Annotated in this window: 19 protein-coding genes and 1 pseudogene; 15 read left to right on the top strand and 5 right to left on the bottom strand. The window is 46.9% G+C overall.

Annotated features, from left to right (window positions below):
• Positions 1-131 precede the first annotated feature (131 nt).
• Together KNO69_RS07030 and KNO69_RS07025 are read right to left on the bottom strand one after the other, a co-directional pair.
• On the bottom strand, positions 132-845 hold the full coding sequence (locus tag KNO69_RS07030; RefSeq protein ID WP_012726206.1) for a YebC/PmpR family DNA-binding transcriptional regulator: 714 nt from the start codon (positions 843-845) through the stop codon (positions 132-134).
• A gap of 80 nt (positions 846-925) precedes the next feature.
• Positions 926-1,372 carry a MarR family winged helix-turn-helix transcriptional regulator gene (locus KNO69_RS07025; protein WP_211781262.1) on the bottom strand — a complete coding sequence of 149 codons (447 nt, stop codon included), beginning with the start codon at positions 1,370-1,372 and terminating at the stop codon, positions 926-928.
• A gap of 387 nt (positions 1,373-1,759) precedes the next feature.
• Here KNO69_RS07025 and adhE point away from each other — a divergent pair, with 387 nt between their 5' ends.
• The 10 genes and pseudogenes from adhE to KNO69_RS06975 all read left to right on the top strand — a co-directional run bounded on the left by adhE (position 1,760) and on the right by KNO69_RS06975 (position 13,536).
• Positions 1,760-4,351, top strand: coding sequence for a bifunctional acetaldehyde-CoA/alcohol dehydrogenase (gene adhE / locus KNO69_RS07020; protein WP_214817013.1), 2,592 nt, complete (start codon positions 1,760-1,762; stop codon positions 4,349-4,351).
• A 180-nt stretch (positions 4,352-4,531) separates the two neighbouring features.
• Positions 4,532-5,716 carry a zinc-binding metallopeptidase family protein gene (locus tag KNO69_RS07015; protein ID WP_214817010.1) on the top strand — a complete coding sequence of 395 codons (1,185 nt, stop codon included), beginning with the start codon at positions 4,532-4,534 and terminating at the stop codon, positions 5,714-5,716.
• Positions 5,717-5,800: 84 nt separating this feature from the next.
• Positions 5,801-6,715, top strand: a complete 915-nt coding sequence (locus KNO69_RS07010) for an alpha/beta hydrolase (RefSeq protein ID WP_214817007.1) — start codon at positions 5,801-5,803, stop codon at positions 6,713-6,715.
• Positions 6,716-6,849: 134 nt separating this feature from the next.
• The gene (locus tag KNO69_RS07005; protein WP_078146840.1) at positions 6,850-7,593 is read left to right on the top strand and encodes a DeoR/GlpR family DNA-binding transcription regulator; all 744 of its coding nucleotides are present in this window, start codon (positions 6,850-6,852) and stop codon (positions 7,591-7,593) included.
• Positions 7,590-8,519: a 1-phosphofructokinase gene (pfkB, locus tag KNO69_RS07000; protein ID WP_214817005.1), complete on the top strand. Its 930-nt coding sequence runs from the start codon at positions 7,590-7,592 to the stop codon at positions 8,517-8,519. Before KNO69_RS07005 ends, pfkB begins: the two co-directional genes overlap by 4 nt.
• Positions 8,516-10,426 (top strand): PTS fructose transporter subunit IIABC, encoded by a 1,911-nt coding sequence (locus KNO69_RS06995; RefSeq protein ID WP_214817002.1) that lies wholly within the window; start codon positions 8,516-8,518, stop codon positions 10,424-10,426. Before pfkB ends, KNO69_RS06995 begins: the two co-directional genes overlap by 4 nt.
• A 141-nt stretch (positions 10,427-10,567) precedes the next feature.
• Positions 10,568-11,089, top strand: coding sequence for a GNAT family N-acetyltransferase (locus tag KNO69_RS06990; RefSeq protein ID WP_159562242.1), 522 nt, complete (start codon positions 10,568-10,570; stop codon positions 11,087-11,089).
• A 452-nt stretch (positions 11,090-11,541) separates the two neighbouring features.
• Positions 11,542-12,297: a UMP kinase gene (gene pyrH / locus KNO69_RS06985; RefSeq protein ID WP_214817000.1), complete on the top strand. Its 756-nt coding sequence runs from the start codon at positions 11,542-11,544 to the stop codon at positions 12,295-12,297.
• Between the two features lie 9 nt (positions 12,298-12,306).
• Positions 12,307-12,954 (top strand): alpha/beta family hydrolase, encoded by a 648-nt coding sequence (locus KNO69_RS06980; RefSeq protein ID WP_078146845.1) that lies wholly within the window; start codon positions 12,307-12,309, stop codon positions 12,952-12,954.
• A 50-nt stretch (positions 12,955-13,004) separates the two neighbouring features.
• Positions 13,005-13,536 (top strand): annotated as a pseudogene (locus tag KNO69_RS06975) (GNAT family N-acetyltransferase).
• Between the two features lie 49 nt (positions 13,537-13,585).
• On the opposite strand, the gene KNO69_RS06970 reads toward KNO69_RS06975, so the two are convergent.
• Positions 13,586-14,221, bottom strand: coding sequence for a peroxiredoxin-like family protein (locus tag KNO69_RS06970; RefSeq protein WP_214816998.1), 636 nt, complete (start codon positions 14,219-14,221; stop codon positions 13,586-13,588).
• A 233-nt stretch (positions 14,222-14,454) separates the two neighbouring features.
• Between KNO69_RS06970 and KNO69_RS06965 the strand changes: the two genes are divergently transcribed.
• Positions 14,455-16,428 carry a methyl-accepting chemotaxis protein gene (locus KNO69_RS06965; protein ID WP_214816996.1) on the top strand — a complete coding sequence of 658 codons (1,974 nt, stop codon included), beginning with the start codon at positions 14,455-14,457 and terminating at the stop codon, positions 16,426-16,428.
• A gap of 39 nt (positions 16,429-16,467) precedes the next feature.
• Here KNO69_RS06965 and cls read toward each other — a convergent pair whose 3' ends face one another.
• Entirely contained in the window at positions 16,468-17,931 is a 1,464-nt protein-coding gene (gene cls / locus KNO69_RS06960; protein WP_441316663.1) for a cardiolipin synthase, read from the bottom strand.
• A gap of 85 nt (positions 17,932-18,016) precedes the next feature.
• On the opposite strand from cls, the gene KNO69_RS06955 reads away from it, so the two are divergent.
• From KNO69_RS06955 to KNO69_RS06945, 3 genes are all read left to right on the top strand, one after another.
• Positions 18,017-18,451, top strand: coding sequence for an OsmC family protein (locus KNO69_RS06955; protein WP_074037078.1), 435 nt, complete (start codon positions 18,017-18,019; stop codon positions 18,449-18,451).
• A 74-nt stretch (positions 18,452-18,525) separates the two neighbouring features.
• The gene (locus tag KNO69_RS06950) at positions 18,526-19,014 is read left to right on the top strand and encodes a GNAT family N-acetyltransferase (RefSeq protein WP_078146850.1); all 489 of its coding nucleotides are present in this window, start codon (positions 18,526-18,528) and stop codon (positions 19,012-19,014) included.
• Between the two features lie 56 nt (positions 19,015-19,070).
• A complete protein-coding gene (locus KNO69_RS06945) occupies positions 19,071-20,066 on the top strand; it encodes a Gfo/Idh/MocA family protein (protein WP_214816994.1) in 996 nt (331 codons plus the stop codon).
• 172 nt (positions 20,067-20,238) lie between these two features.
• Here KNO69_RS06945 and KNO69_RS06940 read toward each other — a convergent pair whose 3' ends face one another.
• Entirely contained in the window at positions 20,239-21,273 is a 1,035-nt protein-coding gene (locus tag KNO69_RS06940) for a PTS sugar transporter subunit IIC (RefSeq protein ID WP_159562249.1), read from the bottom strand.
• A 259-nt stretch (positions 21,274-21,532) separates the two neighbouring features.
• Between KNO69_RS06940 and KNO69_RS06935 the strand changes: the two genes are divergently transcribed.
• A complete protein-coding gene (locus KNO69_RS06935; RefSeq protein WP_078146853.1) occupies positions 21,533-24,196 on the top strand; it encodes a cation-transporting P-type ATPase in 2,664 nt (887 codons plus the stop codon).
• The last annotated feature ends 21 nt before the right edge of the window (positions 24,197-24,217 follow it).

Here is a 24,217-nt window from a genome sequence, read left to right as displayed (position 1 = left end):
CCTTTCGCGTTTTCTTTCTCTTGGTATCACTTTAATATGATAAAGACTTTTTGAAATTTAACATATGATGTGACCCTTGTCAAATCGAATATGAAAAAAAGCGATAACTCGTGAAAGTTATCGCTTACGTGTTACATCTCGACGTTATGATACACTTGGCGCACATCTTCCAAGTCTTCGAGCACATCGATTAGTTTTTCAAACTGTTCTTGCGAAGCGTCATCGAGTGACACTTCGTTCTGCGGGAGCATCGTCAATTCCGCAACGGCAAACTCTTCTACACCGGCAGCCTTGAATGCAGTTTGAACGGCGTGGAACGCTTCTGGCTCGGCATAGACGATGACCGTCTCGTCTTCCTCGATAACATCACGCACATCAAGGTCATGTTCCATCATGAGTTCGAGGACGTCATCTGCCGACATTTCATTGACACCGATGACGGCAGTTGCATCGAACATATATGCGACCGAGCCACTGACTCCCATGTTGCCTCCGTTTTTACCGAACGCGGCACGAACTTCTGAAGCCGTACGGTTGACGTTATTCGTCAATGTATCGACGATGACCATCGAACCATTCGGACCAAACCCTTCATATCGAAGCTCATCGAAATTTTCCTCATCGCCACCTTTGGCTTTGTCGATGGCACGATCGATGATCGCCCGGGGCACGTTATACGTCTTCGCACGCTCCACAACGAATTTTAATGACTGGTTCAACTCAGGATCAGGTTCCCCTTGACGGGCGGCCACATAAATCTCGCGACCGAACTTCGCATAGACGCGACTCGTGTTCGCATCTTTTGACGCCTTCTTCTCTTTAATGTTGTTCCATTTACGACCCATTACATGTCATCTCTCTTTCCATTTGTACGTAGATTCATTACAGATTATATAAGAAGTTGTGGGAATTGACGAGAAAAGTTTTACTCATCACCTTTGTCCATCTTCTCGACAATCTCTGTAAGTGTCTTCAAACTCTCAAAGAGTCGGTCAGTTTCGTCCTCATTCAAAAAGGCGAGACGTTCCTCGAATAGTCTACGGAATGAGTCTCTGCGCTCAAGTAAGATCCGTTCACCTTTCTCGGTCAGTTGATTCCAAATCACGCGGCGATCCCGCTCGTCTGGCACCCGCGTGATATACCCCTCGTTCAATAATTTCGTGATGAGCGGGGTAACGTTCGGTGGCGCGATGGAGAGTGTCTCGCTGATTCGTCCATTCGTGACAGCCCCCTCGTCCTCAATCAACATCAATAGATGGAAATGAGAGAAGTTCAGGTTTGGAATTTGAGGAAAATCAGATCGACGTAACAATTTACGACGAATTAAAGGAATCAGTTTGACAAACTGGTCCGCTGCATCTTGTTTCGGCATAATAGATTCACTTCCTAGTTAGGTTCTATTTTCATTATACACGAGTTAGGTGCAGTTGAACCTAAAAACGGGTTGATGTGATGATTGATACATCATAGTAGAGATTGAATCGACACAAAATATGTAAGCGTTTACATTAAGGTTTGATATATTTTCATGAAAACGCATTCGATTTTACTGAGGACGCATACAAAAATCAAGAGCTATCAACAATTGATAAAAAAATATTGTGAAAGAGTTCACATTGTTGTCACCCACAAAACCTGAAAAACATTGTATTCTATGAATGTGAAGGAAAGCACAATCTCTAAAAAACAGTCATCATAACGTGCTTCCATCAAGTCAATATGTTCATTAAAAGCTCTCACTTATGAGGAGGAACCTAACATGGCAGTCAAAGAGAAAGCAAAAGTGGAAACAACGGCAGAACAAATGGTGGACACGCTCGTAGCCAGTGCGCATAAAGCACTTGATACGTTGATGACGTTCGACCAAGAGAAAATCGACCATATCGTACAGGCGATGGCGCTTGCAGGACTCGAGCAACACGTCGCACTCGCGAAATTAGCACATACAGAAACAGGTCGCGGTGTCTTTGAAGACAAGATGATCAAAAACATCTTTGCGACAGAATATATCTATAACTCACTCCGTGGTGAGAAAACGGTCGGCGTCCTTGAAGATGACGTTCAAAACGGAATCACATACATCGCGGAGCCAGTTGGTGTCGTCGCTGGTGTCACACCGGTCACGAATCCGACATCGACAACGATGTTCAAAGCAATCATCGCCATCAAGACACGTAACCCGATCATCTTCGCGTTCCATCCATCAGCGCAACAATGTTCAAGTGAAGCGGCCCGTGTCCTTCGTGACGCAGCAGTGGCGGCAGGTGCTCCTGAAAACTTAATTCAATGGGTTGAAGTTCCGTCACTCGATGCGACGAAAGCACTCATGAACCACCCTGGCGTGGCGATGGTCCTTGCGACGGGTGGGGCTGCAATGGTCAAATCCGCTTACTCAACTGGTAAACCGGCTCTCGGTGTCGGACCTGGTAACGTACCAGCCTATATCGATAAGACTGCGAAAGTGAAACGCGCCATCTCAGACGTCATCCTTTCAAAAACGTTCGACAACGGTATGATCTGTGCGTCTGAACAAGCGATCATCGTCGACCAAGAAGTATATGAAGAAGTGAAAGCAGAGATGACGGCACTCGGTTGCTACTTCTGTTCACCAGAAGAAAAAGCAAAACTTGAAACGCTCGTCATTCGGACGGATACATGTGCGGTCAACCCTGAAATCGTCGGGAAGCCGGCAGCATGGATCGCTGAACAGGCAGGTCTCAAAGTACCAGCGGATACGAAGATCTTGATTGCAGAGCTTGAAACAGTTGGCGCAACGGAACTTCTCTCTCACGAAAAATTAAGCCCGGTTCTCGGTGCGTATAAAGTTCAATCACGTGAAGAAGGATTCGCAATCGCTGAAAAAATGCTCGAGATTGGTGGTCTCGGTCATACGGCTGTCATCCACTCAACAGATGACGATGCCATCCTTGAGTTCGGTCTCCGTATGAAAGCTTGCCGCATCATCGTCAACTCGCCTTCAGCACACGGTGGAATCGGTGAACTTTACAACGAAATGACACCATCCCTTACGCTCGGTTGTGGGTCTTACGGTAAAAACTCCGTCTCAGAAAACGTGACGGCGAAACATCTACTCAACGTGAAAAAGGTGGCGAGACGTCGCGTGAATATGCAATGGTTCAAAGTACCTGAAAAAATCTATTTCGAGAAAAACTCAGTACAATATCTTCAATCGCTCACAACGAAAAAACGGGCGATGATCGTCACAGATGAAATGATGGTCAAACTCGGATTCGCTGACAAAGTCATCAAAAACTTGCCTGCTGGCGTCGAGTACCGCATCTTCGACCAGGTCGAACCTGATCCATCTGTTGAAACGGTCATGAGCGGTGCCGAAGCGATGCGTCACTTCCAGCCAGACATGATCATCGCACTTGGTGGTGGTTCACCGATGGATGCTGCGAAAGGCATGTGGCTCTTCTACGAACGTCCAGAAGAGAAGTTCTCGAATCTACGCCAGAAATTTATGGATATTCGCAAACGGACATATAAGTTCCCGACACTCGGTAACAAGTCAATGTTTATCGCCATCCCGACAACGTCTGGTACAGGTTCTGAAGTGACACCGTTCACAGTCATCACAGATAAAAAACGTAACGTGAAATATCCGATTGCTGACTATGCGATCACACCAGACGTCGCCATCGTCGACCCAGAGTTCGTCATGACCGTCCCAGCTTCAATCACGGCTGATACAGGAATGGACGTCATGACACACGCAATCGAAGCATATGTTTCCGTCATGGCGAATGATTACACAGACGGACTTTGCCTCCGCGCCATCAAGATGATCTTCGACTACCTACCAAAAGCGTATGAAAACGGTAGCGATGCGGAAGCTCGTCAGAAAGTACACAACGCTTCAACGATGGCGGGTATGGCGTTTGCGAACGCATTCCTCGGTATCAACCACTCGATCGCTCACAAAATCGGTGGAGAGTTCCACGTCCCACACGGTCGTACGAACGCAATCCTCATGCCACACGTCATCCGTTACAACGCGACACGCCCATCGAAACTTGCGGCGTTCCCGAAATATGAGTCATTCATCGCAGACGAACGTTATGCAGAAATCGCGCGTTACCTCGGACTTCCAGCAAGCACGACAGCTGAAGGTGTCGAGTCACTCGTCCAAGCAATCATCGAGCTCGGTCAACGCTTGAACATCAAACTTTCGTTCAAGGCGCAAGGCATCAAGAAAGCAGAACTCGATGCGAAGATCGACAAGATGGCAGTCGACGCATTCGAAGACCAATGTACGACGGCCAACCCGAAAATGCCGCTCGTTGAAGAATTGAAAGAGATTATGTACGCAGCATATGAAGGCGTATAAGCTTCAAAATTTACAAGGGGCCCGTTCAACTCGAACGGGCTTTTCTTGTGGTCGGAATATGACATTCAGTTTCTAAAATTATATTTAAATTGATAAAAAATTGAATAGTCAGACCATAAATAGCTGTATATAATAAAAAATGGTATACATAGCAATTTATTGATGAATGGAGATCGTGTCATGATCATCGTGTTTAGTTTGTTGCGTTCAATCGCGACAGTTGTTCTTTTCTTCAATCCAATTTATTCGACGCCGCTCGAGACCGCGGAATATATTTCATCAGTTGATCGAAATGCGGATAGTTGGGAGAGTGCCGACTTTTTTGAATCATTCGGAACCGAGTTACCTATCGACATGGATCGAAACCTCCTTTACACAGAACGGATAACCGGCTGGACTGAGATTGAAGTGGGGGACGAAACGTATGAGGGGTTTTCATCGATGACGTTTGATCAACCGTTCAAAGGTACGATTCTACATATGACGTGGGGACAAGACATTCCGGATGTGAAAGAAAAAGTGGTCGTCTTACCGACAACAAAGTTTTCATATGACAACATCGAGGATGCGTATACCGTCGATTACGCAGGTGAGGTTTTGAATGACCAGGAAGCGAACGCGTACTTGTCAGAGCTCGCATCTGCAGGAGCTGCAGGATACCTGATCACCCCTTATGAAGACGACCCATATGAGACGGGTTTCGTTTTCACGTCATCCTATATGAAGTTAGATGGTACAGGGGTAGACTTGGATACGGCTGAACAACTGAAGGACGGGGAAATGATTCGAGTCAAACCTTTTCGTGAAGAGATCTCATATGTCGAGTTTGTCCAACAAGGAAAATCGGAACGGGAGATCATTCTCATGTCACGACTCGATTCTTCCTGGCACGGAGCCCATTATTTGTCTGCCGTCGGTCCGTCTACGGTCTTATATCATCTGATGCAGGTGATGAACGAGGAAATGCCAGACTATACGATTCGATATGTCTTTTTGAATGGAAACGGCGACTCTAGAGAAGCGAGTGACGATTTCCTTGAACGGCTAGGGGAGCAAAAAGAAAAAGTGGAAACGGTCGTCATGCTCGATATTCTTGGGACTGGTGATGGTCCACTATACGTTCGGACGAAAGGGATGAAATCTTATCCAGTACTAGAACGGGCGCCATTCGCTGAACTAGAAGTGCGTTCGTTGGCAAGTTCACCGGGTGACGCTTACGATGAAGCAGGAATCCCTTATTTGATGTTGAGTGATTCATTAGAGGGAAGTTGGCATGTGTTCACGGAGAAAGATACGTTCGAACGGCTGTCGGAAGATGGATTAACGGGTGCGGTCGATTGGATGCACGATTGGCTAACTGACTGACCTAATCATTGTCGCTGTCTGAGAAGACGGCGACATATTTTTTTAGATGTCGGTTTCGGGTATGATAGTAATGGAGGCGATACGATGAAACAAGAGATGACGATTACGACAGCATATGGAACGATTGCAGGAACTTTTCTTTCCCATGAGGAGCCTCGGGCGACGATTGTCATGTTGAGCGGAAGTGGGCCGAGTGACCGCGACGGCAATATGGGTGGTGTCGGTTTTAACACGTATGCCAAGTTGGCAGAAGCGTTGTATGACCATGGATATAACGTGTTCCGATATGACAAACAAGGAATCGGGAAGTCAGATGGAGACTTCAACAAAGTCGGCTTACATGACTTGATTAACGATGCGATTCTTGTCGTACGCACCATTCGACAATTGGCCGATGTGAATCGCTTATATCTACTTGGTCATAGTGAAGGGGCCGTCCTTGCTCCTGCCGTTCAACTTGAGACGAAGGCGGATGGACTCATCTTACTTTCCGGTTTCCATGAAGCGTCCAAGCAGATGTTCTTATACCAAGCAGATGCACTCGCTAAAGACATCGAACATGTGAAAGGGATAAAAGGTCTCTTCTACCGGTTGACGGGCGTTGCCAAAAAAGTTAGGCAGCGACAGGACGATTTGTTAGAGCGTTCTTTACGGACGAACGTCTCGTCTTTCAAATATCGAGGTCAAGTCGTAAATGCGAAATGGATTCGAGAACATGCATCCTATGACGTCCGAGAGCGATTGGAGCATGTGACCGTCCCGGTTCTTGCGATTACCGGGGGGCGTGATGTGCAAGTCCCACCAGAACACGTCCATATGATTCAAACAAAAGGGGAGGTCACCTCATCGATCATTGATGATATGAATCATCTGCTCGTGACACGGGAGTCACCCCATTCGCTTCTCATGCTGCACAAAGAGTATCGAGAAGTAATCGATGCGCCGATTCATCCAAAACTCGTTCAAGAATTGGATGAATGGTTAAAAAAACAGTCATAAACTCGAAAACGGTCATATATTGACCGTTTTTTATGTTATAATTGTGACGAACTGAATGAAACTGAAGGTTTTTGAATGATTTTAGTTGTTTTTATAATGAAAACGCTTTATATTAGACGTATGGAGGGAACAAGATGTTAACGAAACAACGACATCAGTTGATTTTGCAACGCTTATCTGAACAGAAGGTCGTCAAATTAAAAGAATTGGTTGATTTAACGGATTCATCCGAGTCGACGATTCGTCGAGATTTGACGGACCTTGAAGCGGAAGGGTATCTGGCAAGGGTTCACGGAGGCGCAACGCTCATTGCGACTCCAGATGAGGAACCGACATTTGAAGAAAAACGAGACCGGTTCGTAGATGAAAAAGTTGCGATTGCACGGAAGGCCGCAACGTTCATCGAAGACGGGATGTCGATTTATTTAGATGCCGGTACAACCACTCAGGCGATGGTTCCGTTTTTAGAAGGGAAAAAGATTGTCGTCGTCACAAACAGTCTACCGATTGCGAATGAATTATTTGATCTTGATATTAAGACGTTTGTGATTGGCGGAGAATTAAAGCGTTCCACCCAGGCATTGGTTGGGTATAACGCACGCGAGAGCATGATGAATTATCGTGTCGACCTCGCCTTTCTCGGAATGAATGGAATCGACCTTGAAGCGGGTTACACGACCCCGGACCCAGAAGAAGCGCTTGTCAAAAAAACGGCAATCGAATTGGCACAAACCTCGTTCGTACTCGCGGACGCATCGAAGATCGGGAAACGAACGTTCAGCCGAGTCGCGACGTTAGATGCCGCACAGTTGATCACATCAAGCAGTGAGTCAATGAGTTCCATCCAAACAATCACAAAGGTGGTGAATGCGAAATGATTTACACGTTAACACTCAACCCTTCTATTGATTACTACGTAACATTACCTGAAGTACATCTAGGAGAAGTGAACCGAATCGAAGAGACGACGGAGCGCGCAGGCGGTAAAGGAATCAACGTCTCCATCGTTCTTCGGGAATATGCACAAGAAACGAAGGCACTTGGTTTCATCGGTGGGACGACCGGTGACTTCATTAAAAAGTCACTCGTCGATCACGGTGTACACACCGATTTCGTAGAGGTGAACGGGAACACCCGGATCAACGTCAAGATTCGAGCGAAAGAGGAAACAGAACTGAATGCGAGCGGACCGAATATCACGGATGGTGAGCTCGAACTGTTGACGGCCAAGTTCGACCAAGTTCAAGAAGGTGATATTGTCGTCCTCGCGGGTAGTATCCCGAGCAACCTACCAGACTCGCTATATCGGACCATTGCCGAATCGATTCGCGAAAAAGGTGCTGAATTTGTCGTCGATACAACGAAAGACGCCATGCTCGAGGTGCTCGCCCTCGAACCACTCATGATCAAACCGAACCACCATGAATTAGGTGAATTGTTTGATACCGAGATCGAAACGTTTGAAGAAGCTCTTCCATATGCCGAACAGCTCGTCAAACGCGGGGCGAAAAACGTCATCATCTCCTTTGCGGGAGACGGGGCACTACTTGTTAACAAGGACGGAGCCGTCACAGCGAACACACCGGTCGGGAAACTGGTGAACTCGGTTGGTGCAGGAGATTCACTCGTCGCCGGATTTGTCGCGAATGTGAAAGAAAAAGGTGAACAAGAAGCATTTCGATACGCGGTCACGACAGGAAGCGCATCTGCTTATACATTCGGCCTATGTTCAAAACAAGAGATCGATCGCTTGATCGATCAAGTACAACTCACACCACTGAAACGAATGGAGGAAACAACATGAAAATCACGGACTTGCTCCAACGCGACACGATTCAATTGAATCTACGCGCGAGTTCTAAGCGTGAGGTCATCGAAGAACTTGTCGATGTCCTCGATCGCGCTGGTAAACTATCCGACCGCAACGGTTATCGCGATGCAATCCTAAAACGTGAAAGCGAGAGCACGACCGGCCTCGGAGAAGGGATTGCCATTCCTCACGCGAAAACGAGTGCTGTCAAAACGCCAGCAATCGCGTTCGGTCGGTCGGAAGGAGTCGACTACGAAGCGTTAGACGGACAACCGAGCCGCCTCTTCTTCATGATTGCGGCAGGAGAAAACGCGAATAATGAACACCTTGAAACACTCTCTAAACTTTCAGTTTACTTGATGGACCCTGCATTCCAAGAGCGTCTCTATGCAGCCACTTCTGAAAGCGATGTCATTCGTGCCATCGAAGAAAAAGAAGCGGCAGAAGCGAAGCCGGAAGTCGTCAAACCGACGAATGAAGATGCACCGTTCATTTTAGCGGTCACGGCTTGCCCGACAGGAATCGCTCATACGTATATGGCAGCAGATAGCTTGAAGCAAAAAGCGGAAGCGATGGGCGTCGATATTAAAGTCGAAACGAACGGATCGACTGGTGTAAAAAATGAATTGACACGTGCGGATATCGACCGGGCGACAGCGATCATCGTTGCAGCGGACAAGGCTGTTGAAATGGATCGTTTCGCTGGTAAACGAGTCATCGAAGTTCCGGTCGCACAAGGGATTCGGAAACCTGAAGAACTCATCAATCGTGCGGTGAAACAAGATGCGCCGGTATATGAGGCTTCGAAAACATCAGGTGGCGCTTCGAAAGAGCAACGTACAGGTGTGTACAAACACTTGATGAGCGGGGTATCTGCGATGCTTCCACTCGTTGTCGCAGGTGGTCTCTTGATTGCCATCAGCTTTTTCTGGGGCATCAACTCTGCTAACCCGGATGACCCGTCTTACAATGAATTTGCAGCACAGTTGATGACGATCGGTGGAGCTGCATTCGGCTTCCTCGTTCCGATTCTCGCCGGTTTCATCGCGATGTCGATTGCCGATCGCCCAGGTCTCGCACCAGGTCTCGTGGCAGGGGTACTTGCAAGTCAAGGGAACGCCGGATTCCTCGGTGGTCTCATCGCCGGTTTCTTGGCCGGTTATGTCGTCCTCTTCTTGAAAAAAGCACTCGCAAAATTGCCTGCTTCACTTGAAGGGATCAAGCCAGTCCTCTTGTATCCGCTACTCGGCTCGTTCATCTCCGGGATGATCATGTTACTCGTCGTCAACGAACCGATTGCAGCACTCATGACATGGTTGATGGATACGTTGAACAGTATGAGTGGCGCGAACGCCATCCTTCTTGGTGTCATCGTCGGTGGGATGATGGCAGTCGATATGGGTGGTCCGATCAACAAGACAGCGTACGTCTTCGGTACGGCAGCACTTACAGCGGGTAACCAAGAAGTCATGGCAGCCGTCATGGCTGGAGGGATGGTACCACCACTCCTCGTCGCACTCGCATCAACAGTCTTCGCTCGTCAAAAGTTCTCGAAACAAGAGCGCGAAGCAGGAAAAACTGCTTATATCATGGGAGCCTCGTTCATCACGGAAGCGGCAATCCCATTCGCGGCTGCGGACCCGATTCGCGTTCTTCCATCAGCGATTCTCGGATCTGCCATCGCAGGAGGATTATCCGCATTCTTCACGATTCAATTACCAGCGCCACACGGTGGGATCTTCGTCTTCCCACTTCTTGAAGGAGCTGGAAACGTCGCTGTGAGTATGGGCCTCTATGCACTCGCCATCTTGGCAGGTGCGGTGGTCGGAGCATTGCTCCTCTCGTTCTTGAAAAAACCGTTAACAACTTCTACACCAGTCCAATCTAAAGAAGTTGCATAACGTAATAAAAGACGTCGCCTTTATCTAAAGGTGACGTCTTTTTTGTTGTGGATGTCCGTTCAATTTTCACATAATCTCGGATTGCAAGTTGGGGATTTGTGGTAAACTATTTGTAAAGCTTCGGGTGAGGAGGGGGTCACATTGGACATTCGGGTCGCCAAACCAGATGATGTGTATGGGATTGCGAGAGTGCGTGTGAACGGATGGCGTACGACCTATCGGGGAATCGTGCCGACTGAGTATTTATTGAAAGTTTCGTCCGGTTCCATCGAATGGGCAGAACGTTTGCGGACCGCCCTTCGTCGGCAAGAAGTAGCCGGCTTTGTGGCGATTGTCGAGGACGAGATTGTGGGCTTCATCCTATACGGAGAAGAACGGACAGGAGAGTACCCAGACCACACGAATGAAGTATATGCCATTTATATTTTAGAGAACCATCAAGGGAACGGAATCGGGTCCGCTCTCCTTGAGCATGCCGTGCAATCGATGTGTGAGGCAGGACTCTTGATCTGGGCGCTTGAGATGAATCCGTTCCGCACGTTTTATGAACGAAAACAAGGGCAGGTCATCGACCAGAAAGATCGAGAGTTTGGTGAATTGATGCTCCGCGAAGTGGCGTACGGTTGGGAAACGACCCGTCACGACTCCATCATGGGAGCCTGAGCTTAGAGACTGTAGAATGTTCTACAGTCTTTTTTTGTTGAGTGAAATGGATGCTAAATAAAAAGGGATCTTCTACTATTCAATGGCTCATCTACATCAATTCGAACGTCCAGATCAGTATGAACCGTATCTGTTAAAGGCAATTGCAGAGTACCCAGAATTTCCTCGTTACCATCTTAATCTTGGACGGTACTATATCTCAAACGAGAATATCGAAAAGGGAAAGCTGTATATAAAAGAAGGCTTACTTAGAGTAAAAGAGTGTTTCACCGAAAGACAACCTTCGGACTTTGAAATGTCTTTGTACACGTTTATCGATGAAGAGATCGGTGGACTTTATATGTTCGATGAGTTTTACAAGAAATATAAAGAAATGTCCTTATGAATCAATTAAAAATAGTGTTGTTCCATTATATAAACTCTTCTATACTGAATTGAACAAAAAATTCCAAATGAAGGGTTGGGAGACATTGAAGCACCGAAAAATTTGTATCAAGTTAAGTGGAGCCGCTCTAGCTGGTGATGGAACGGATAACTTTGACGAAATGAGCCTCAGCCTGATAGCTGAAGAAATATTGTCACTCGCAAAAAGCGGGGTCGAAGTATGTATCATGGTCGGCGGGGGAAATCTCTTTCGCGGGAATCAAGCAGAAGCGTGGGGGATTAATCGAGTGGAGGCTGACAGTATCGGAACGCTCGGGACGGTCATGAACTCATTGATGCTACGTGGAATCTTGAAACGAGATACGACTCGAGAAGTGCGTGTCATGACATCGATTCCAATGCCGAGCGTAGCCGAGCCGTACATTCAACTTCGAGCCATCAATCATTTGAAAAAAGGATATATCGTCATTTTTGCAGGCGGTAACGGTCAACCGTTCGTTTCTTCAGACTATCCTGCTGTTCAGCGTGCCATCGAAGTGGGATGTGATGCCTTGTTCGTGGCAAAGAACGGTGTCTCCGGCGTATATGACCGCGATCCTCGTTTGGATTCGGACGCTCGTCAATTTGAAACCCTTCACTATAACGATGTCATTTCGAATGATTTGAAAGTGATGGATCAATCGGCATTGCTTCTCGCGAGAGATCACGGTTTGCCGATTCACTTGTTCGACTTCAAGGAGCGGAACGCCATTCATCGTATTCTCGAAGGAGAGGGCATTGGAACGATGATTCATCACCATGAAACGCAGCTCTTGCAGAATTGAGGAGACAGCATGTATGAAGTAACAGATGGTCACGTCATTGGGAAAAACGGAATACCCGTCCCGTATTCGTACCTGCAGCCTGATTCGTCATCCGACACACTCGTGATTTTGTTGCCCGGATACGGATATACAAATGATTCTCCAATGTTTCGCTATACGACTGGATTGTGCATAGAGAATGGGTTGAACGTTCTCGAAGTCAACTATAACTATCGCGACGAGCGGTACGATTCAGTCGATGTAAATAAGGCAATTGTTGATGATGTTCGACTCGTCATCGATCAAATCCTACATACTGATTCCGTTCAACAATACATCATCGTCGGAAAATCGCTCGGTACGGTTGCGATGGCAAGTGAACTCACCCGAAACGTGTTTCATGATGCCAAACTCGTTTGGTTGACACCTTTGTTGAAACAAGACGACATATATGAAGCGATCCAGTCTCATAAAGGACAACAGATGATTCTCATAGGAACGGCGGACCAACATTATGTAGATGAGAGAATGAAGCGTCTTGAACATCTGGCCTTGACCGAACTCGAGATTGTCAAGGAGATGAATCATAGCCTCGAGTACACAGGAGAGACATACCGGTCACTACGGTTACTTGAAACACTTCTCAAGCGAGTGGAGCAATTTATCATGTCCTCATAGGTCGTGAACCGGAGGAGAGTTACGCGATCAAATGTAAGGGAGGAGTCGACGTGAAATTTACCACTGAGCGTTTAGAAATCAGACCATTTATGGAGAAAGACTTGCATGCTACATTCGAAATGTATACAAAACCAGAAGTATGCAGATATCTTTTGCATGAGCCATGGACGTCTGAAAACAGAAAGAAAGAATTTGATAAAAAAACTAACAAATTCTATTCTTACCGAGACTAGTACGTTGAATTTAGCAGTCGTATATCAAGATGAAGTGATTGGGGATCTCACAGTTTGGTACACGGGTATGAAAGATACGGTAGAGATCGGGTATTGTTTTTCTGATTCACATTCAGGAAAAGGATATGCGACGGAGGCAGTGAGCGGATTGCTAAGGGAGTTGTTCACAAAGCTCAATCTACATAGGGTACAAGCTAATCTCGACGCCAGAAATGTAGCTTCCCAAAAATTATGCGAACGGGTTGGAATGAGAAATGAAGCTCATTTCTTGAGAGACTATTGGAATAAGAATGAATGGACCGATAGCATGGTGTACTCGATATTGCACGAGGAGTTTGTAAGACAATAAACGAAATAAGTGAATAGAAAAGGAGATGATGCGCGTCATCTCCTTTAATTTACAATTTTTCAATAACCGTTTTCGGGTCGACACGTTCTGTATAGTCAGCAGGCACATCACTGAACGAAATCGTTCCATCAGATTGGATGAAGAACGTGGCCGGTTTCGGCAACTGCCAATCTTCTTTCCCGTTATGTGCATCTACATTTAATCCCGAGGCTTTATAAATATCAATCAAATAATCTGGCATGTCAAAGTCGAGGTCGAATTGACGTGCGACAATATTATCAACATCACTCAATACATAAAAATCAAGTTCATTCTTTTCTTTCGTCGAAAGGGAATAATCCGGCGTCTCAGGACTGATGGCGACAAGAGTCGCGCCTTTTTCTTGAATCGTTGCCAATTCGCGCAGGTAAGCGCGGAGCTCGAGGTTACAGTATGGGCACCATCCATCTCGGTAAAATGTGACGATGACTGGTCCATTTTCATGGAGCGTTTTCAAATTGACGGTTGTCCCGTCCGCGTGAGGCAATTCAAACGACGGCGCTTGATCTACAACTGTTAACCCTGATGCGATGCCTGAATCTTTCAATTCTTGAGTCGCCTGAGCCATCAATCGTTGCTTCTCGGCAGGTGCATTTTGTTTGAACTGATCTTTATAGGATTTGATTTCTTCCAATAATGAATTCATCATGTGACTCCCTCTTCCGATTTGGTAACTCAAATTTTAACTAAATACGAATAGTATGATTTGTTCAATCGAACACAACGGTGAAACTCCATTTCAGTTTCCGAAAAATAATTTTCGAATAATTCAATCAATTCTTCAGATTTAATGACTTTTGACCGATATGATGAATAACCCAAGGGGGATTCGACTCATCGAACTCGCTTGAACATTTTATTCGGGTTAGGAGATGTTTTATGAAACAGAAGCGCACCATTAGTATCAAGCAAAAATTGATTGTCTTATCCGTTCTATTATTACTTATTCCAGCCACATTGATTGGAATCGTCGCCTATTCGCAGGCGAAAGGTAAAATCGAATCTCAAATGATCCAGTCCGCCAATTCGGGGGTAGACGGGATGAACAACGAGGTCACAAACCTCATCGAACCGATTCAAACGGACATCTCATTTTTTGCGAATCGGATTGATAGTTCCATTTATGGTGAGGGAGAAGCGAATCAAGCGTTAGCAGAGAAGTTTACCGAGTATTTGGAGACACATCCAAAAGTGACGAACATCTACTTTGCTTCAACGGAAGGCGCGATGACGATCTATCCTGAACAGGAATTGCCAGAAGGATATGACCCACGAACTCGTCCATGGTATGAAGCGGCTGAAGCAAGTGGACAAGATGTTGCCATCACGAATCCGTACGTCGATGCCGCCTCTCAAAAAATGATGATCACGGTTTCGAAGAAGACTTCAGACGGTAGTGGTGTGGTCGCCGTTGACGTCGATGTGAACGATATCGCTGAAGTGGCATCCACAATTCAAATCGGGAAAGAAGGATACGTTGCCATCTTCGACCAGGCAGAACAAGTCGTCATTCATCCGTCGACGGCTGTCGGTGAAAAGATTGATGAATCTTGGACAGATTCGCTCTTTTCCAAGGAAGAAGGGACTCTGTCTGTATCGGAGAATGGGGAAGGCGTGGAGAAAGCATTCGTGACGAACCCAATCACCGGATGGAAAATTGCCGGAACGTTATATGACGGTGAGATTCAAGACGAGACAGTCGGGATTCTTTGGACAACTGGATTCGTCATCATCGGGATGTTCGGGATTGCAGCCATTCTTCTCTACTTTGTCCTCCGTTCCATCTTACGTCCGTTGCGTTTATTGACAGAGGGAGCAGAACGGATCAAATCAGGTGATTTAACAGAGCCAATCACCGTCTTATCGAACGACGAAATCGGGCGTGTTTCAGAGAGTTTTAACGAAATGAGCGATTCACTTCGTATGGTATTACTCCGTCTCGATGATTCAATCAGTCAAGTGGCCGCATCGTCACAAGAATTGATGGCCAATTCGGCTCACAATACGGCCTCGTCGGAACAGATTGCCCGTTCAGTTGATCAAATGGCAGTCAGCGCCGATGGCTCGAAGCGACAACTCGACGACAATGCGACATCGCTCCAAGCGATCACATCGGGCATCATGCGAATCTCAGAGAGTTCAATGGACGTTTCTGAACTTTCACGCGAAACCTCGAATGAGGCGGAAGACGGTTCGACGACCGTGAAAGAGAACGTGAAGCAGATGCAGGCGATCGATGCGTCTGTCGTGACATTCGAGGGTGTCATTCACTCATTGGCACGTCGCTCAAACGAAATTGGAGAAATCGTCACGGTCATCAATGGAATCGCTGAACAGACGAACCTGTTAGCCTTGAACGCTGCCATTGAAGCGGCACGTGCGGGTGAGAACGGCAAAGGATTCGCGGTCGTTGCGAGCGAGGTGCGTAAACTAGCAGAACAGTCACAACAGTCGACGAAACAAATTGCGGCGTTGATTGATCGAATCAAGCATGAGACTGAACAGTCTGTACAGTTGATGCAGGAAGTATCTACTCATACGAAAGCAGGGTTGGCGTCATCTGAGATGACAGCAGACCGATTCGAGAAAATCAAGGAGCGGACAGTGGCAATGACGCCACGGATTGAAGACGTGACCGCAACCGTCGAGGAGATTGCAGCAAACGTTCAGGAAGTGGCAGCGACGGCATCACAAATCGCCGACATCGCCGATGAGAATTCGAGTGTCTCGAAGCAAGTGGCGGCAACGACCGATGATCAATTGAAATCGATTGAAGAAGTATCGCAGTCAGCAAAAGCACTCGCGACCATGGCCGAGGAGTTACAAGACCTCGTCTCGCGGTTCAAACTGTAAAATGAAAAAGAAGCAGAGCACCGAGCTCTGCTTCTTTCGTTATAAAATCGGACTGAGGAGTCGTGAGACACCCTCCCGAGCACGTACTGTCCATTTCCGCTTTTCATAGTCTTCCATCGTATACGTGCGACTGACCGCCGTATCGGTCTCGAATAAAGAAACGAGTTCGAGTGCGACCCGCTCATCATAGATAAGTGCGTTCACTTCAAAATTGAGACGGAAGCTTCGAGCGTCCAAGTTCGTCGTCCCGACGGTCGCAATCTCATCATCGACGACGAGCGTCTTCGCGTGGAGAAACCCTTCATCATACAGATAGACGTTTGCCCCGTAGTCGAGGAGTTCCCCAAGGAACGAGAGGGACGCCCACATGACGAATGGATGGTCCGGTTTTCCAGGGATCATGATGTCCATCTGGACGCCAGAATGGAGGGCCATTTTGCAAGCGTCCATAAAGCTTGTGTCTGGAATGAAATAAGGCGTTTGAATGACGACCCGTCGCTTGGCAGACATGATCATCTTGATCATCATATTCTTCAAATGTTCCGTATCCGAGTTTGGACCACTCGTGACGATTTGCATCGGAGAATTTTCTTTAATGTCATGTCGCGCAAAGCAGAAGGCATTTTCAGGATCATGTTTACGGTGACCAGAATAATTCCAGTCCAATATGAATCGGTGTTGTAGATTGTAGACGACATCTCCTTCGACACGCAGGTGCGTGTCACGCCAATAGCCAAATTTTTCGACTAAACCTAAATACTCGGTACCGACATTGAATCCACCGACATAGCCGATTTTCCCATCGATGATGACGACCTTTCGGTGATTTCGGTTGTTCAACTTGAAGTTGATGATCCCGAGTGTCGGTGGGAAGAAGACACGCACCTCGCCATCGTTCGCAATCAACTCTTTAAAGTCCGAGTTCCGAAGACTACGTGAGCCGACCGCATCGTAGAGGAGTCGAACTTTGACACCGGCTTTCGCACGCTCGATCAACTCTTTCAACAGTGCCTGACCGAGAGCGTCACGCTGGATGATGTAATATTGAATATTGATCTCCGTCTCGGCCGAGCGAATGTCATCCATCAGCGCTTTGAACTTTTGTTCGCCGTCGTGCAAGATGAGGGAACGGTTATGTACACTGATCAACGATTTAGAAGATCGTAAGTTCATTTGAAGCAGTTGGTCATACTTTTCAAACAGCGGCTGCGCGAGCTGGGTTTGGCGCGTATGAATTTGTTCAAGTTGCGCTTCGACTTGAAGCGAATGGAAGGAACGTTCTTCTACACTTAAATTATAGAAGTTATCCTTCTTAAGTTGTCGCCCTAGGAAGAGATAGACGATGAAGCCGAGCACTGGTAAGAAAAACAGGACAAGCAGCCAGGCCCAGGTCGCACCGACGTCACGTCTTTCGGCGAAGATGACGGCGAGTGCGAACAACATGTTTAACCCGAGGACGATATAAAGTCCCCAACTGAAAATCATAGACCAATCCAACGACATACACCCCTTTATAATCGATTCATAGCTTAATCATACATTAAATGAGGGAATAGGATGCTATCAAATGAAATAGGGGGAGAAGATGATGAACATGGAAGTCGTATGGAAGAAAGGGATGGCGTTTGAAACACATACGCCATCAGGACACACGGTGATCCTTGATGCGGCGGATGATGTCGGTGGGCTCGATACAGGACCTCGTCCGACAGAAATGTTGCTTCACGCGACCGCATCCTGCACAGGAATCGATATCGTGTCGATTCTGCATAAGATGCGCCAGCCAATTGAAGCATTCGAAATGAAAATCGATGGGGTGCGGGCGACCGATCACCCGAAACGCTTTACAGCCATTCACATCTTGTATATCCTGAAAGGCGAGTTATCGGAAGAACGAGTTCGGCGTGCCATCGAATTGTCCGTTGAGCGTTATTGTTCTGTATCGCATAGCCTCAATGCGACGTTGACGTATAGTTATCAATTGAACGATGGAGACGTCACTCCGTTTGATTTTCACGAGTGAGCAGGATGGTTGAAAGGCATGCGGTTCTCCGTTATATTTGTATTTCAAATACTGTATAACTAAAGGAGGACGTTATGATTCGACTCGCGACGAAGCGCGATGCCCAACACATCGCGAACCTAATCGAACAACGAGCCGTAGCGCTAAATGAACAAGGAAGCGACCAATGGACCGAATATTTGGAACAGGACCTCGTAAAGCGTGTGCGCACTGACATTGTAGAAGGCAGTGTATATGTCTTTGAAGATGGCGAACAAATTTTAGCTTCAATCGCATTGTTACCTCCAGATGAGTGGGATGATAACTTATGGGATGACAGTGAGCGAGGGCAATATATCCATCGAATCGTCGTCAGCGAAAAGCTAAAAGGGCAAGGCGTCGGACAGCAGCTCATGGAGCATGTCTTAGAGGAAGCCGATGAAGATGAACCAATTCGTCTTGATTGTGTCGCTGACAATGAATTTCTAAATGATTATTATCCACGTTTCGGTTTCGTCTTTGTCGATTCACGAAACGGGTACAATACGTTCGAATACAGATTGGATGAGAGCATGAGTGCATAAGGGTCATTTGACCCTTTTTTTGTTATACTATCAACAGCGAAAAGGAGGGGTTTTATATGACTAAAACCATTTTGGTGGGATTCGGATTCTCGGCAAACACGTTCCATTTACCGTTCTTAAAGGCAATCGATTCATTTGAAGTGAGTGGTGTCGTGTCATCGCGCCCGGAAGAAGTGCAGGCTGAATTACCTGATGCCACGGTATATGCGACATTAGACGAGGCGCTTCAATCGGATGCTTCTCTATATGTCATCACGACACCGTCGCATTTACATAAAGAGATGATCGTCGCATGTCTTGAGGCAGGAAAAGATGTGCTCGTCGAAAAACCCGCATTCCTGACAACGGAAGAAGGATATGAGTTGATGGAACTTGAAGCGAAATCGAAGGGCATCGTCAACGTTTATCAAAACCGTCGTTACGACGGAGACTTCTTGACGGTTAAGTCGTTACTTGATTCGAACGAGTTAGGAGACTGGAAGGTCGTTGAATCTCGATTTGATCGTTTCCGTCCGAATGTACGTGACCGGTGGCGTGAAAATGGAGGACCAGGTTCCGGTATTTTATTCGACTTAGGAAGTCATCTGATTGACCAGACTCTAGCCTTGTTTGGAAAGCCAGATCGTATTCAAGCAGATGTGATGATTCAACGAGATGGTGGCCAATCCGATGATGGGTTTCATCTGACATTCTATTACGGTGAGAAGCGAGTATACCTTCGTTCGAACCCATTCATCGCCGGAGAAACACCTCGGTTTGAAGTGCATGGTACGCAAGGAAGTTTCTTGAAATATGGACTTGATCCTCAAGAAGATGCTCTGAAGCAAGGAAAGTTAGAAAGTGACCTTATAGAGACTGGCGTATTATCCAAAGAAGAGGTTTCGTCCATTCAAATCGAGAAAGGTAGTTATTTTGCGTATTATCAACAGTTAGCTTATAGTTATGAGGTACGGCAACCCGTCGTTTCATTAAAAGATGCAACATTGACAACCTACTTGATTGAACTTGCTCGTAAATCCAGTGAGACAGGAACAGTCATCACGGTAGATTGACACGCTTTTTCGTTGATTTACTAAACCGGTGATCAATTCACAATTGGAAAGAACGTGCGATGATTTCTTTGTGAACGTGTCGACACTTCTCTATTGTAAGAACAATCATACGAGTCATAATAAAAAATCGATGCCACCGAATAATTCGTTCGAGCGTGCATCGATTTTTTAATTAGGCCGCATCTTCTTCTGTCGATTCGACTTTTTCCGTATGACGGACAATCGGGAAATTTTTGAACAAACGGCTTCCGATCAAGCCGAAACCGATCCCAAGGATGAATAGCACGACGGCTGTGAAGGTGACCGTTTGCCAATCGTTGAAACCATACATGACTAGAAGTCCCGGAATCCCGGCTGCCGAACCTGGCGCATCGTTGATCATACCGGTCATGGCGACAATCAATCCGGCGATGGCTCCACCGACAAAGTTGACACTGTAAATCGGAATCGGGTTAGCAGAAATGAGGTCAGCTTGCGTCAACGGTTCGATGGCGACAGAGAGTTGATCTTTCTTTGTTCCGATTTTCAATTGACGGAACAACAAGTAATTCATTGAGATGGACGCGGTCAACGCGAGCGCGGCAATCGCCATCGGGACCCCGGTCAAACCGAGCATCGCCGTCAAGGCCATCGAACTGAGAGGCGACGTTGATACGACCGTGACGATCCCTCCTAAGACGAGACCCATGACGACCGGATTTTGTGTTGCTGCCAGTTCGATGACAGCTCCAATCTGTTCAAGTGTGTTTGTCACGAGTGGGTCTACCCCTGTCGCGACGAGACGGGCGAGCGGTGCCATCACGATGACGTAGAAAATCATATCGACGCCGGTCGGCAGATAGCGATTGATTCGAGTGCCAGCCAAAGCCAAAAGATATCCTGCAAAAAAGCCAGGAAGGATTCCGAATCCCGATACAGACAACCCGATCATCAAACTATAGACGGGGTTGATTCCAAGTGCGATGGCGACAAGAGCCGCAGCGGCAGGACCTGACAAAGCGCCAGCCGCTTGACCTACTTCTTCATAAAGAGGAAGTGGCAGCAATCCGCCGATTGCATACGCGTTGAACGCTTCGACGAGGAAACTCGCGATTGCAGCACCGGCCAATGCTCCCATCGCCTTCATTCCAAAAGGCGCCTTATAACTAAATAATGTGAACAAGGCGAGGATGAGCAGTAAAAGTGCGATTCCTTGAATAATGACCATAAACTCTTCCTTCTTTCTATCTCTATTTATTCATAATTTATTCTATATTCATGCATAGAAAGACTTCTGTAAAGCCATATTCAAAAGAAAAATTAAAATTGAACAATGATACCGGTTACAATTAGAAATTCCAAATTAAGAAAGCGTTTTCTTTGAAAAATGACATCAATTCTACAAGTTTGCACGTGTCGAGCCGCATGAGATTGGGAACAGATAGGGGAAAGACTTTTCAAAAAGTATTGGTCGAGGAGGATGAATTATGCAGAAGGAAGACAGACCGTGGCATGCGCTCGAAGTAGATGAGGTGCGAACCCATGTGGAGACTGATCTTGAATCAGGTCTTACAACAGAAAGTGTCACAAGTCGTCAAGACGAATTCGGCAAAAACGTATTGCCGGAGAAAGAGAAAACCCCTGAAATTATAAAATTTCTAAGACAATTCAATGATGTTCTCGTGTACGTCTTGTTAGCGGCTGCCGTCGTCACAGGATTCTTAGGGGAGTACATCGATACGATCGTCATCGTTTTAGTCGTCACGATTATCGGCGTCGTCGGATATCTTCAAGAGAATAAGGCCGAAGAGGCGCTAGAAGGAATCAAAAAATTGTTAGAAACAAAGGCGACCGTCGTTCGAAACGGCAAGCAATCCGAAATCGACTCGAGTGACCTGGTCGTCGGGGATGTGCTTGTGCTTGCTGCCGGTGATAAAGTGCCGGCCGATGCCCGTGTCGTGCAAGCCGAAAAGTTTAAGGTCGAGGAATCGGCCTTAACGGGAGAGGCGACGACTGTCGAGAAAAAATCAGACGTCGTGAAAGAAGAATCGGTGTTGGCCGACCGGAAAAACATGGTGTACTCAGGAACGAGTGTCGCGACGGGAAGTGCAAAAGCTATCGTGACAGCCATCGGTGAAGGGACGGAGCTCGGCCAAATCAACGCTTCAATCTCAGAAGTGCAGACCGTCAAAACCCCACTGATTCGACAGACGACCAAGTTTGGTCAAACGGTGTCCATCGCCATCTTGATCATCTCCGTCGTGATTTATGCGTTCGGCTACTTTTTACGGGATTATGAGCCGGTCGAATTGATGCTGACGACAATCGGTCTTGCCGTTGCGGCAATTCCTGAAGGATTGCCTGCCGTCATCTCCATCATTTTGGCGCTCGGTGTACGAAATATGGCCGAACAAAAAGCGATTGTGCGAAGTCTACCATCTGTCGAAACGCTTGGTGCTGTATCTGTCATTTGTACGGATAAAACAGGTACATTGACAAAGAATGAGATGACCGTCAAACAAATCGTGACAGCGAACCATGATATCGAAGTCTCGGGTAGCGGATATGCTCCGAATGGAGATCTCGAATTGAATGGTCAACCGTTTGACTTGGACGATGACGAGTCGATGATCGACCTGTTAACCGTTGGGAAAACATGTAACGATGCGCAGTTGAATGAAGAAGACGGGGACTGGGTCATTAACGGTGATCCAACCGAGGCTTGTCTGTTGACCGTCGCTGAGAAGGCTGAGCGCCCGATCGAACGTTTAAAAGTCATTTCGAAGATCCCGTTCGATTCTGAATATAAATACATGGCGACGCTCGTCGATTACAAAGGAGAGCGAATGATTTTCGTCAAAGGTGCCCCGGACCGACTCTTTGATATGGCATTGTCTGAAGACTTTAAACAAGACTATTGGGATGAAAAACGAAAAGAGATCGCAGACCGCGGTCAACGCGTTCTCGGTGCAGGCTTGAAACGTGTCGACAGTTCAAAAGCGTCAATCGACCATGAAGATGTTGAAGATGGTCTAACTTTCCTCGGATTGTTCGGAATCGTCGATCCACCTCGACAAGAAGCCATCGATGCGGTCGCCGCGTGTCGTGATGCTGGGATTCGAATTAAAATGATCACGGGAGACCATAAAGATACCGCTGTCGCGATTGCAAAAGAACTGGGCATGGAAGTGGAAGGCGCCCTCGAAGGTCGTGAATTGACAGATATGACAGATGAAGAAATCAAAGAGGCTTCCGTTCATAACGATGTATTCGCACGGACCAGCCCTAACGACAAGCTTCGTCTCGTCAAAGGATTGCAAGAGAACGGTCTGATTACATCGATGACAGGAGATGGTGTGAACGACGCACCTGCCTTAAAACGTGCTGACATTGGTGTGGCAATGGGGATTAAAGGGACGGAAGTAGCGAAAGAAGCATCTCAGATGGTTCTTGTCGATGACAACTTCAAAACGATCTATAACGCCGTACGAGAAGGACGACGGGTGTACGATAACCTGAAGAAAACCATTCTCTTCTTGCTTCCGACAAACGGAGGTCAAGCGTTGCTTGTGGCAATGAGTATCTTGCTCGGAGCGGCTGCACCGCTCAGTCCTGTGCAGATTTTATGGGTCAACATGGTTGTCGCGATTACTCTCTCTTTAGCAATCGCTTTCGAACCACTCGAAGAGAGTACGATGAAACGACCGCCACGTCCGGCCAATGTGCCGCTACTCAGCCGATACTATATTTTCCGCGTCACCTTCGTTTCAATTATTATCGGGGGCGGTAGTTTATGGATCAACTATATGCTCGGAGATTTCGACTACTCGACCGAGAAATTACAAACGATTACCTTGAATGCCATCGTCATGGCCCAGCTCTTCCACTTGTACAACTGCCGTACGGAGTTGGCACCTGCATTCAACCGACATTTCTTTGACAATAAGATTGCGTTTCTCGTATCGGCCTTACTCATTGCCCTACAATTGTTCATCACGTACGTACCGTTTATGCACACGTTATTCGGTACCGCTCCATTAACGTGGGAAGATTGGATTTATCCAGTGGCATTTGGTGCCGTCGTCTTTATCATTGTTGAAATTGAGAAGGCGATCTCCAGACGTGTCATCGGCAACCGGAATATACACTGATACGTTTCATTCATGTGAAAA

The sequence above is a fragment of the Exiguobacterium sp. s131 genome (assembly GCF_018617345.1).
GTDB lineage: Bacteria > Bacillota > Bacilli > Exiguobacteriales > Exiguobacteriaceae > Exiguobacterium > Exiguobacterium profundum.
This window is presented reverse-complemented; position numbering and strand designations above follow the sequence as displayed.